General features: G+C 63.9%; 10 protein-coding genes. 4 read left to right on the top strand and 6 right to left on the bottom strand.

Annotated elements, in window-relative coordinates; all coding sequences use genetic code 11:
* Positions 1–15 precede the first annotated feature (15 nt).
* The 4 genes from IFT75_RS08465 to IFT75_RS08450 all read left to right on the top strand — a co-directional run bounded on the left by IFT75_RS08465 (position 16) and on the right by IFT75_RS08450 (position 4904).
* Positions 16–285, top strand: coding sequence for an EscS/YscS/HrcS family type III secretion system export apparatus protein (locus tag IFT75_RS08465; RefSeq protein ID WP_122741901.1), 270 nt, complete (start codon positions 16–18; stop codon positions 283–285).
* Between the two features lie 9 nt (positions 286–294).
* Positions 295–1125: a type III secretion system export apparatus subunit SctT gene (sctT, locus tag IFT75_RS08460; protein WP_192054266.1), complete on the top strand. Its 831-nt coding sequence runs from the start codon at positions 295–297 to the stop codon at positions 1123–1125.
* Positions 1122–2168, top strand: coding sequence for an EscU/YscU/HrcU family type III secretion system export apparatus switch protein (locus IFT75_RS08455; RefSeq protein WP_192054264.1), 1047 nt, complete (start codon positions 1122–1124; stop codon positions 2166–2168). The genes sctT and IFT75_RS08455 overlap by 4 nt, the downstream gene beginning before the upstream one ends.
* A gap of 99 nt (positions 2169–2267) precedes the next feature.
* A complete protein-coding gene (locus tag IFT75_RS08450; protein WP_192054262.1) occupies positions 2268–4904 on the top strand; it encodes a hypothetical protein in 2637 nt (878 codons plus the stop codon).
* A 315-nt stretch (positions 4905–5219) separates the two neighbouring features.
* Here the strand turns inward: IFT75_RS08450 and IFT75_RS08445 are convergent, their stop codons facing one another.
* The 6 genes from IFT75_RS08445 to IFT75_RS08420 form a co-directional block, all read right to left on the bottom strand.
* A complete protein-coding gene (locus IFT75_RS08445; protein WP_192054260.1) occupies positions 5220–6155 on the bottom strand; it encodes a hydroxymethylglutaryl-CoA lyase in 936 nt (311 codons plus the stop codon).
* Positions 6152–7342 (bottom strand): CaiB/BaiF CoA transferase family protein, encoded by a 1191-nt coding sequence (locus IFT75_RS08440; protein WP_192054258.1) that lies wholly within the window; start codon positions 7340–7342, stop codon positions 6152–6154. The genes IFT75_RS08445 and IFT75_RS08440 overlap by 4 nt, the downstream gene beginning before the upstream one ends.
* A 68-nt stretch (positions 7343–7410) precedes the next feature.
* Positions 7411–9270: an ABC transporter ATP-binding protein gene (locus IFT75_RS08435; protein ID WP_192054256.1), complete on the bottom strand. Its 1860-nt coding sequence runs from the start codon at positions 9268–9270 to the stop codon at positions 7411–7413.
* A 120-nt stretch (positions 9271–9390) separates the two neighbouring features.
* On the bottom strand, positions 9391–9717 hold the full coding sequence (locus IFT75_RS08430; RefSeq protein WP_185793653.1) for an AzlD domain-containing protein: 327 nt from the start codon (positions 9715–9717) through the stop codon (positions 9391–9393).
* On the bottom strand, positions 9714–10451 hold the full coding sequence (locus IFT75_RS08425; RefSeq protein ID WP_192054254.1) for an AzlC family ABC transporter permease: 738 nt from the start codon (positions 10449–10451) through the stop codon (positions 9714–9716). Before IFT75_RS08425 ends, IFT75_RS08430 begins: the two co-directional genes overlap by 4 nt.
* A 32-nt stretch (positions 10452–10483) precedes the next feature.
* Entirely contained in the window at positions 10484–12295 is a 1812-nt protein-coding gene (locus IFT75_RS08420) for a putative bifunctional diguanylate cyclase/phosphodiesterase (protein WP_192054252.1), read from the bottom strand.
* Between the last annotated feature and the right edge of the window lie 69 nt (positions 12296–12364).

Here is a 12364-nt window from a genome sequence, read left to right as displayed (position 1 = left end):
CGCGAGGTAGCAGTCATGGGCCAGGACATCTTCCTGACAGTGATGAAAGACGCGCTGATGACCGTATTGCTGCTGTCGGCGCCAGCGTTGCTGGTCGCGATTGTGGTCGGCTTCGGCGTCGGCCTGGTCCAGGCGCTGACCCAGATCCAGGACCAGACCCTGCCGCAGGCGATCAAGCTGGTCGCGGTCATGCTGGTGCTGCTGGTGCTCGGTCCACTGCTGGCGAGCCAGGTGGTCAACCTGGCCGGGCAGATGCTCGACAACTTTCCCGCGTGGACACGCTGACGGTGGCCCATGCTCGGTGAGCAACTGACAGGTTTCTTCGACCTCGCCTACCCCCTGCTCAGCGCCTTCGGCATGGCCGTGGCCCGCGCCCTGGGCATGATCATCATCACCCCGGCGTTCAATCGGCTGGGCCTGACCGGCATGATCCGCAGCGCGGTCGCGGTGGTGGTGTCGATTCCGATTGCCCCGGACATCTTCATGGCCCTGGCAGGCGAGCAGGCGCCGTCGACCCTGATGTTGATGGCGCTGCTGATCAAGGAAATGGTGATCGGCGTGGTCATCGGGTTGATCTTCGGTATCCCGTTCTGGGCCGCCGAAGTCGCTGGCGAGCTGATCGACCTGCAACGTGGCTCGACCATGGCGCAGCTGCTCGATCCGCTGAGCTCGGGCGAATCGAGCGTCACCTCGACCCTGCTGAGCATCACTTTGATCACGCTGTTCTTCATGTCCGGGGGCTTCACCCTGATGCTCGACGGGCTGTACCGCAGCTACCAGTTGTGGCCGGCACTGGCAGCGGCGCCGGCACTGGGCGTGAACAGTGTCATGGAGATCGTGGGCGTGCTGGACAAGGTCATGCAGACCGGCGTGCTGATGATCGCCCCGGTGGTGATCGCCATCCTCACCGCCGACCTGCTGCTGGCCTACCTGGCCCGCATGGCGCCGCAGTTGCACGTGTTCGACCTGTCACTGTCGGTGAAGAACCTGCTGTTCTCGTTCCTGATGGTCGTCTATGTCAGCTTCATGATTCCCTACATGCTCAGCCAGCTGGGCGCGATGCGCGGCTGGTTCGACGTGGTCGAGTCGACGGTGCAGGCCGGCCTGCAGACAGGTGCGCCGTGAGCGAGCAACCCAGCGAAGAGAAGTCACTGCCCGCCTCGCAGAAGAAACTGCGCGATGCGCGCAACAAAGGCCAACTGCCGAAGAGCCAGGACATGGTTACCGCCATGGTCATCCTGACCTGCAGCCTGTACCTGATCAGCGTCGCCGAAGGCCTGCAGCAACGTTGCATGGCCTTCGTCGAGCTGGTTGCCCAGGTCTGGAGCGAACCGTTCGCCAGCCTCTGGCCGCGGGTGCAAAGCACTGCGGTGGACCTGCTGCTGAGCGTCACCCTGCCGCTGCTGGCGGTGACGGTGGTGACCGTGGTGCTGAGCAACCTGGTGACCATGGGCGGCCCGGTGTTCAGCGCCGACCCGATCAAGCCCGAGTTCGAGCGCATCAGCCCGGTCGCGGGGTTCAAGCGCATTTTTTCGCTGCGCAGCCTCATCGAGTTGCTCAAGGGGCTGTTCAAGCTCGGCGCGTTGACCGTCGCCTTCGTCCTGGTGTATCGCGGCGGCATGCAGAGCCTGATGCAGTCCTCCGGCTGCGGCGCCGAATGCGTACGGGCCTCGTTTCTGCAGATGTTCCAGCCGCTGCTGGCCACCCTGATCATCGCCTTCCTGTTGGTGGGCGGGCTGGACGTGCTCATGCAGCGGTGGCTGTTCGGCCGGGAGATGCGCATGACCAAGAGCGACCGCAAGCGCGAGACCAAGGACAGCGACGGCGACCCACTGATCCGCCAGGCACGCCAGCGCCAGCGCAAGCAGATGCATGCGCTGGCCACCAAGCGCGGTGTGCACAACGCCACGCTGGTGATCGGCGAAGCGGGCCAATGGGCGGTGGGCCTGCGCTACATCCGCGGCCAGACACCGGTGCCGGTGATCGTCAGCCGCGCCGGCCCGGAGGAATCGACAGCGATGCTGGAACAGGCACGCGCGCTGGGCATCGCCCATGCCGTGAACGCGCTGCTGGCGCGTCGCATTGCCGTGCGCGCGGCCGGCGACGCGGTACCCGATGCAACCTTCCAGGAAGTGGCCGACATCCTGGTCGGTGCACGGTTGATCTAGGCGGTGACCCAAAAGTTAAACACTCGGGCTGTACGGTGGACATTCGGCGGCTGTCTCGCTGTCGCGCCGCGCTCATTCACCTCACAAGGAAGCAAGCCGATGACCGATACCCTTCAGCCTGCCACGTCGACCGATCCGGTCGCACCGCAAACCAGTCCCGAGCTGACCTTCGATGCCTTGATCGCGATCGCCAAGAGCATCGCCCAGCAGCAGCCCAAGCCCCTGCCCATCGAGAACCCCGCAACCCGGGAGATGATCGAGCTGCAGGAAAAACTGCATGACGCCAGCGTGCTGCGCACCGAAGAGGCGCCGAGCCTGGATCAGGTGCGCACCATCGAACGTGACCCCAGCAACCCGGACGTGCTGATGGTGTACAAGCATGACGACAGCGTGGTGGTGGTTACCCGCGAGTTGACTCCAGAGGCGTTCGATACCCTGGACGACATGGGCAAGACCCTGGACGGCATCAAGACCAGCGAAGACGAAGGTTACCAGCAGGTCAAGGACAACCCGTTCACCGACGCCGACATCGACGGCGCGACCATCGGGGTCAAGGACGAGGTCGGTCCGGGCCTGGTTCGCGCCGAGGTGTTCGATGCCGACGGCGGCAGTCGCAAGGTCATCGTTTCCAAGGAGAGCAATCCGCAGCTGTATGAACGCTTCGTGGCCGTGGATGAAGGCCGCCGCAACGATGACGGCAAGATAGACGATGCGCGCAAGGAAGCCGACCTGCCGGCCATGACCGAACTGGATGTGGGCAATCTGGAGACCGGCACGGTCGACCCCAACGATGCGAACCGCAAGCTCACCGTCAGTGAGCAGACCTGGCAGAACCTGATCGCGCAATGGAAAACCGGCGTGGAGAACGGCAGCATCGGCAAGGATGACGACCGCGCCAAACTCTACACGGCGTTGCGCGCGCAGGCCGCCAGTGACGGCGGGCTGGACATGGTGGTGCTGGACATGTCCATGGGCCAGAGTACCGCCAAGGTCAGCGGCGACGATCTGTCGTCGATCATCGACCGGGTCAAGGTCGACGAACGCACGGCCGAACTGTTCGGCGCCGAAAGCGTGCAGAAGGATTTCCAGGCGCAGCAGGCCAAGTCCCTCGACGCCCTGCCGGACAAGACTGCGGTGCGTGAAAAGCTTGAAAGCATGGCGTTCTCCGAAGACTACTCGCGCTACATCGCTGACCTGAAGAACAGCGGCAAGGAAGGCCTGGCCGAAGCCGACATCAGCAAGACCTACGCCGCCCTGGCCGCCTTCGATCCAGAAAAGGCCGCGCAGTTTTCCCAGCACATGATGATCGACGCGACCACCATGGACCTGGACAAGCTGCTGGCCGATCCGTCGGGAATCAACGACCAGAACACGGCGCTGGCCACCCAGGATACGATCAAGACGCTGCTGACGGCCTTGAAGAAAGGCGGCGTGGACATCCCTCGACGTACCGTGGAAACCGAACGTTTCGTCCAGGAATTTCTCGGCAACAAGCAAACCGCCAAAACCTTTGCCAGTGCCTTGAAGGAACTGGGTGCCACGTTCAGCCAGAACGGCACGGTGACCCAGACCGATATCGAGAAGGTCATGGGCAAGGACGTCTACAAGACCCTCGGCGAAGGCGCCCATGGCAGCATGCTGCGCACCCTGAGCGAGCTCAACGGCAACGGCGTGCTGGGATCGGCCGGCGGACTGATCTCGCTGGCCTCGGGTATCTATCAGTTGGTCGGCAAGGGCGGCAGCCTGGCCGATACCCCGGAAGAGCGGCTGGCCATCGCCAAGGACATGGTCAGTGTGCTCGGCGCCGGCCAGCACTTCGTCAATCTGGGTTCCAATATCGTCGACAGCGTGCGTGGCACTCAGGTCAACCAGATGCTGGGCCTGGACAAGTCGCTGCCGCAGATCTTCGGCAAGGACCAGCCCCAGGGCGGCGGGCGGCCGTTCAGTGTGGTGGAAGGCGACCTGAAGAAGCTGTTCGAGGACTTCAATGCAGCCGTCGATGCAGCGCCGATCGACGACAAGAAGAAGCTGGCGGAAAAGCTCAACCTTTCCGAAGACAACATGAAGACCTTGACCGAGGGCTTCCACGACGGCTTCGCCAAGAATCCCGGGCTCAATGGCAGCACGCCCAGCACCCGCGCGGTTTCCGCGTTCCTGCGGATCATGGACGCCGGCGCCAATACCTTCACCGGTGTGGCCGATCTGGTGCTGGGCGGCCTGAAGATCAAGAGCGGGCTCAACAGCAACGACCAGACGGTCGTCGCACAGGGCGCGATCACCGTGGCCGCCGGGGCCTTCAACGTAGCCGGCGGGGGTGCGCAGATGGCCGCGCTGGTGGGTTCCAACGTCGCCAGGGCGTTGACCGGGCCACTGTTGTGGGCCGGTGCTGCCCTTACCCTGGCGCTGACGCCGTTCCTGATCGTCGAAGACATCAAGCACAACAACCGCATGGATGACCACCGCGATGACCTGCAAGGGTTGTTTGCCGACCTGTCCGAGCAGGGCTTGCTGACCGAAGACGGCGACAAGCGCTTCGAATTCCTCGACACCTACATGTACAACTACGGCCAGCGCGACGCGCCCGACGATAAAAGCATCTTCGAGTATCGCGACGGTGAGTACGAGTTCTACGCCGAGGAAGGTCATCTGCCGGAAGATGGCTTCGACGACGTCAAGCATGACGACTACAAGGGCGACGGCGAAAACCTCGACACCCGCCTGGACCGCGTAGGCTGATTGCGCACCGACCGCCCCTGCGCAACCCGTAGGAGCGGTCACCGGCCGCGAAGGGCACGACGTGGTATGTCCGATGCACCGCAGCGCCACCTTCGCGGCCACGGACCGCTCCTACGTTCGATCGCGTCCCCACTGTAGGAGCGGTCATCGGCCGCGAAAGCCGTGACGCGGTATGCCTGATGCAACGCGGTGTGCCTTTCGCGGCCACGGACCGCTCCTACGTTCGATCGCGGTCTGTTTTTCTCCAGGCGAACCCCTGAGCGGGATGCTTTTTCGTTGTTGTCTGGGTAACGAACGACGATGCTGCGGTGCTGCTCAGCCAAGTCCCGGCGGCAGCGGATGAAGGTCTGCGTTGCGCCCCGCCTTCGCCACCTGCCCCGGCATTTCATGCCCCAGCAGCGCTGGCAACGTGCGGGAAAGGTCGAGCAGACGGGGCAGATCGATGCCGGTGGGAATGCCCATCTCCTCACACAGGTTCACCAGATCTTCGGTGCAGATGTTGCCCGAGGCGCCCGGCGCGAACGGGCATCCGCCCAACCCCCCGAGCGACGCATCGAAGCGCCGCGCACCGGCTTCGTAGGCAGCCAGGACGTTGCTCAATCCCAGCCCGCGGGTATTGTGGAAATGCAGGGTCAGCGCTTCGGCGGGCAACTGTTCCAGCACCCGCCGGACCAATGCGTAGACCTGGCGCGGGTTGGCCATGCCCGTGGTGTCGGCCAGGGTCACGCCCTGCATGCCGAGCCGCTGATAGGCATCGACCAGGTCCATCACCACGCGTTCATCGATGGCGCCTTCGAACGGGCAGCCGAAGGTCGTGGCGATGGTGCCATTAAGGCTGACCGACGTACCGCGGGCCAGCTCGAGCACTTCGGTGAAGCCTGCCAGGGATTGTTCACGGGTCATGCGCATGTTGGCGCGGTTGTGGCTTTGGCTGGCCGACAACACCAAGTTGAGTTCATCCGCCTTGGCGGCGAGCGCGCGCTGCGCCCCCTTGAGATTGGGAATCAGCGCCACGTAGGTCACACCCGGCTGGCGGGCGATGCCATGGAACACCTGTTCGCCATCGCGCAGGGCTGGAATGGCCTTGGGCGAAACGAAAGAACCGGCCTCGATACGAGTGAAGCCTGCCAGCGAAAGCTGGTCGATCAAGGCAATCTTGTCTGCGGTGGCAACCCAGATCGGCTCGATCTGCAGACCATCACGGGGCGCCACTTCCTGAACGACGAGACGTTGCGAGTAGTCATTTATCACTGCACGATCCCCTCATCCTTCAGGCGCTGGATAGCGCTCTCGCTCAGGCCCAGCTCGGTCAGCACGGCCTGGGTATGCTGCCCCAGGCTCGGCCCCTGCCAATTGACCACACCCGGCGTGGCGGAGAGCTTGGGCACGATGCCGGGCATTTTCGTTGCCACGCCACCGGGTAGCTGCGCATCGAGAATCATGCCGCGGGCCTGATAGTGCGGGTCGGCGACGATATCGGCGACCGAGTAGATGCGCCCGGCAGGCACCTCGGCGCTTTCCAGTGCTTGTAACACATCCTCGATAGGGCGCTGGGCGCTCCAGGCACTGATGGCGCCATCGAGCAGGTCGCTCTGCGCAGCTCGGCCGTCGTTGTGAGCGAACGCCGGGTCATCGCCCAGATCGGCTCGACCGATGGCGTTCATCAGGCGCTTGAAAATGGGATCGCTGTTGCCCGCGATCACCACATAACCGCCATCGACAGTGGGATAGGTATTGGATGGGGCGATACCGGGCAAAGCACCGCCGCTGCGCTCGCGCACATGACCGAGCATGGCATACTCGGGCACTAGGCTTTCCATCACGTTGAAGACGCTTTCGGCCAGGGAGACATCGACCACCTGACCGTCACCCTGACCGGTCTTGACCCGCAGCAACGACATCAGCGCGCCCATCACCGCATGCATGGACGCCAGCGAATCACCCAGGCTGACCCCCACCCGTGCCGGCGGTGAGTCCGGGTGGCCGGTGGTGTAGCGAATGCCGCCCATGGCCTCGCCGATCGCGCCGAAACCTGGCCGGTCGCGATAAGGGCCAGACTGGCCATAGCCGGAGATGCGCACCAGCGTTAGCTTGGGGTTCAGCGCATGCAAGACGTCCCAGCCCAGGCCGAGTTTCTCCAAGGCGCCGGGACGCAGGTTCTCGATCAGTACGTCGGCGCTTTCGGCCAGTTGCTTGACGATCTCGATGCCTTCGGCGGACTTGAGGTTCAGCGCCAGGGATTTCTTGTTGCGCGATTGCAGGTACCACCACAACGAAGTGCCTTCGTGGAGTTTTCGCCACTTGCGAAGGGGGTCGCCCTGCCCCAGGGTTTCGATCTTGATCACCTCGGCACCGAACTCGCCCATCATGCGCGCAGCGAACGGCGCAGCGATGAGGGTTCCGATCTCGATGACACGGATTCCGCTAAGAGCAGTCATGGGGCAGCCTCGATGTCTGTTGAAAAAAGGATGATCTGCGATGCGGCGCAGGGGACATGGCGCGCCACTCAGTCCTGATTGACGCCCTCGGTCAGTTGCTGGTCCTCGCCGAGGAAACCGCCGCTCTGGTGCTGCCATAGCCGTGCATAGATACCGTTTTTCGCCAGCAGCTGGGCATGGGTGCCCTGTTCGAGAATGCGCCCCTGGTCCATGACGATGAGCCGGTCCATGGCGGCGATGGTCGACAGGCGGTGGGCAATGGCGATCACGGTCTTGCCCTGCATCATGTGATCGAGGCTTTCCTGGATGGCCACTTCGACTTCCGAGTCCAGCGCGCTGGTGGCCTCGTCGAGCAACAGGATCGGCGCGTTCTTGAGCATCACCCGCGCAATCGCCACGCGTTGGCGCTGGCCGCCGGACAGCTTGATGCCCCGCTCGCCCACCAGGGTGTCGTAGCCACAGTGGCCCTGGCGGTCGCTCAGCTGGCTGATGAACTCATCGGCCTGGGCGCTGGCGGCCGCACTGCGCACCTGTTCATCGGTGGCATCGGGACGCCCATAGGCGATGTTGTCGCGAATGGAGCGGTGCAACAGCGAGGTGTCCTGGGTCACCATGCCGATCGCGCTGCGCAGACTGTCCTGTGTCACATGGGCGATGTTCTGCCCATCGATGCGGATCTCGCCGCTGTCGACGTCGTAGAAGCGCAGCAGCAGGTTGATCAGCGTCGATTTGCCCGCACCCGAGCGCCCGACCAGGCCGATCTTCTCACCCGGGCGGATGTCCAGGCTCAAACCGTCGAGCACCTGGCGTTCGCCGTTGTAGTTGAAGCTCACGTTGTCGAACGTCACCGCCCCGCCGGAAGTCGTCAGCGCACCTGCGTCGGGCGCGTCCTGCACCTTCGCCCCGCGGGTCAGCGTGCCCATGCCATCCTGCAGCGTGCCGATGTTTTCGAACAACGAGGTCATCTGCCACATGATCCAGTGCGACATGCCGTTGATACGCAGCGCCATGGCCGTGATCGCCGCGACGGCGCCGGTCCCGATCTCGCCCAGGTGCCACAGCCACAGCGCGTAGCCACCGGCCGCCATCAGCAGGCCGACCACCAGTGCCTGGTTGACGATCTCGAACTGGCTGACCAGACGCATCTGGCGGAAGCCGGTGTTCTTGAAGTCTTCCATGGCCGCGCGGGCGAAGTGCGCCTCGCGGTTGGAGTGGGAGAACAGCTTGACCGTGGCGATGTTGGTGTAGGCATCGGAGATGCGTCCGGTCATCGACGAACGGGCGTGGGCCTGCTCTTGCCCGACCTTGCCCAGGCGCGGCACGAAATACAGCATGGCCAGGCCGAACAGCACCAGCCAGGCCACGAACGGCAGCATCAGCTTGGGTGCGAAACCACCGGCCAGAGCGATGATGGCGATGAAATACACGCCGATGCCCGGCAGGATCTCGATCAGCGTGAACAGCACGTCGCGCACGGCCAGGGCGGTCTGCATCACCTTGGTGGTGACCCGCCCGGAAAATTCGTCGGAGAAGAACGACAGGCTTTGCCGCAGCATCAGCCGGTGGAAGTCCCAACGCAGCCTGAGCGGCAGGTTGATCGCCAGAATCTGGTGCTGGACCATGGTGCGCAAGGCGACCAGGGCAATGCTGCCCACCATCACCAGGCCCATGCCCCACAACACGCGGCTTTCCTGGGCAGCGGCATCGCCGCCCTGCTGCCAGGTGGTGAGCAGGTCGACGACCTGGCCAAGAAAGGAAAACAGCCAGGCTTCATAGACCGACACCGCAGCGCTGAGCACCGCAAATGCCAGGATATAGCCGCGCGCGCCGCGCGTGCAGGCCCAGAGAAAACGGGCCAGGCCATCGGGTGGCGGCGGTACTTCATCGGGTGGGAAAGGGTCGAGCCTTCGTTCGAATGCACGAAGCATGGGGGTCTCCATCGGAATCAAGTGGCGCAGATTCTGCCACTTAATGGCGCACTCGTGGGTCGCGATGGGCGCCTTTGCGAAGAACGGTGCATTCGGCAAACGCGCGCGGGGTGCAATCCACTAGCTCGCCAGGGCCTTCAATCCCCAGAGCACGGCCATTCCGACGGCCAGGGTCAGCACCGTGCTCTTGAACTTCCAGGCGACCACCGCGGCGGCGATCGCCGCCGGAATCTGCGGATTGTCCAGCACCGGTGCACCCTGTCCGTTCGGGTAGATCACCGCCGGCAGCACCAGCGCGGCGAGGACGCTGGCCGGCACGTAGCGCAAGGCGCGACTGAGCAGCTCGGGCATGCGCCAGCGGCCGTGCAGCTCGACAAAGCACAGACGCATGGCGAAGGTTCCCACGCCCACGGCAACGAACAGCGCCCACAGGCCCAGGTCGCTCACGAGGCTCGCCCCCCGGGGTCGGCGCCAGCGCGCGAGGCGATCCGGTCGCGCCTGGTTTCGATGGCGAGGCCCGCAGCGATTCCACCCACCGCAGCGATGACCAGTCCAAGGTTGTAAGGCAGGTTCACCGCCAGCACGGCGAGCACCCCGCCTACCACGGCCGCGCCCAAGGTCGCCGGACTGCGGATGCCAGGCACCAGCAGCGCCAGGAAGGACAAGGGTATGGCAAAGCTCAATGACCAGCTCTGCGGGATGCTCGCGCCCAGGTACACACCTGCCAGTACCGACACCTGCCACGCCAGCCACATGCCCACTGCGGTGCCAGCGTAGTAATGGTGAGCATGGCGGCCCAGTTCCCCGCTGTCGAACTTCAGTGTGCACAGCGCGTAGGCCTGGTCCGACAGCAGGTAGCACAGCGGCCAGGTCCAGCGCCGCGGCAGGCCGTGAAAATGCGGCGCCAGCGACGCGCTGTACATGATGAAGCGCAGGTTGATGATCAATGCCGTAGGGACGATCGCCACGGGCAGGACACCGACGTGCAGCAGCTGCAAGGCGACCATCTGCGCTGAACCCGAGTAGAAGAGCAACGTCATGCCGATACTGGTGCCCGGCGACAGACCCAGCTCGACCGCCATCACCCCAGTGACCAGGCCGAACGGAATCACCCCAGGGGTCAACGGCAGCAGTGCACGGATGCCCTGGATGAACGCTTGGCTTGCACTCGGGAAAGGCATTCAGGTTCCTCGGCTGGGTATGATCTCAGGCCTCAGCAAGACACTTCGCGTGGGGCCTGTGCGACGGCAGCGGCATCGCCTTCGCGCTCGATCCACTCGATCAGTCGTTCGCTGGCCATCGGCGCAGCAATGAAGTAACCCTGCCCCTCGTCGCAACCCCAGCCTTTCACTGCGTCGAAACTGGCCTGGTTCTCGATGCCCTCGGCCACCACCTTGTAGCCCAGACGCTGCGCCAGATCAATGAGTGTGGTGACCAGGCGCCGATCCTTTTCCTGGTTTTCGATGTCCTTGAGCAGCGAACGGTCGAGCTTTACCGAGGTGGCAGGCAGTTCGCGCAGGTAGGTCCAGTTGCTGTAGCCGGTGCCGAAGTCATCGATGGAGATCTCGATGCCCAGCGCACGCAGGCGGGTCAGCTGGTTCCGGCATTCGGCGGGGTTCTTGATCAACGCGCCTTCGGTGAACTCGATCTCCAAGGTGGCAGCCTCGACGCCATAGCGTTCCAGGGTCTGGATCAGCCGGTCGGTGAAAGCCGGCCCCTCGAGATCGCAGGGGCTGATATTGATCGCGACCTTGAAGTCGTAGCCTGCATCCCGCCAATGCCGGGTCTGCTTGATGGCGGCCTCGACCACCCACACGCTCAACAGCCGAATCAGGTCGGTCTTCTCCGCCAGCGGGATGAATTCGTCCGGTCCTATCGGCCCCAAAGTCGGGTGGGTCCAACGCAACAGCGCCTCGACCGCGCAGCAGCGTCCACTGGCGAAGTCGATGCGCGGCTGGAACACCAGGCCCAGTTGCTCGGACTCTTCCAGGGCGTACGACAATGAACTGAGCAGCACGAAGGCACGTTGCTGGGCGATGTCCAGTTCGGCCTGGTACCTGGCCCAGCCGATCCCGCGGTCACGCGCGTAATCGGCGGCACTGACCACCAGACGCACCCAGTCACGGTCGTGGATCGTGTGGCAGTCCAGCTCCAGCGCACCCATGCCGATCTGCGTGCGAATCGGGATCCCGTCATGTTCGACCGGGGTGGCGAAGGCCGTGGAAAACCTCGCGTACAAGGTCGCCAGGCATTCGTCACGCGGCTTGATGAATGCGAAACGGGTGAGACCGATCCGGTACAGCACGCAGTCGTGGCCGATCAAGCCCGCCACCCGACGGCTGATTTCACTGACCAGACGCTGGGAAAACGAATAGCCCAGCGCCTTGACGATATCGTTGACGAAACTGGGCGAGAGGAAATCGACCGCGACCAGCAACGGTTCTTCCCTAGCGCTCAGATGCCGATGGATGTCGTCTTCCAGGCGAATACGGTTCATCAGGCGGGTGGGCCGGTCGATGAACGAATCGGCGCGCAGGTCGTGGAGCCGGTGCACCACCAACTGCGCCAGGTGCCGCAGGCTCGCCCGCTGGCCGGCGGACATTGGCTCACGCGGCTGCTTGTCGATGACGCACAGGCTGCCCAAGGCATGACCGTCATCGGTCAGCAGCGGCACGCCGGCGTAATAGCGTATGCCTGGTGCACCGGTGACCAGCACGTTGTGCCGAAACCGCGGGTCGCGGTGGGTGTCCGGCACTTCGAAGAAGTCGTCGACCAAAATGGTGTGACCGCAAAAGGACACATCCCGTGGCGTGGATGAAACGGTGATGCCGACCTTCGCCCGAAACCACTGTTGCTGTTCTTCGAGAATGGAAATGAGCGCTATCGGCGTGCCGAAGACTTCAGCGGCCAGCGCCACGATCCGATCCAGCACCTCGTCGTCGACCGCGTCGCGGTAGCAGAGCTCGGCTACGCGGCGAACGCGCTCGCGCTCGTTGTCCGGGAAAGGTGGAGCGAAGTGGGTCATCACGGTATTCATTGCCCGATGGTCAGTCGCAAAGGGAGGCACTCAAGACAAGGCTGCATCCCTGTATCG

The organism is Pseudomonas sp. CFBP 8758 (assembly GCF_014841725.1).
GTDB classification, from domain to species: domain Bacteria; phylum Pseudomonadota; class Gammaproteobacteria; order Pseudomonadales; family Pseudomonadaceae; genus Aquipseudomonas; species Aquipseudomonas baltica.
This window is presented reverse-complemented; position numbering and strand designations above follow the sequence as displayed.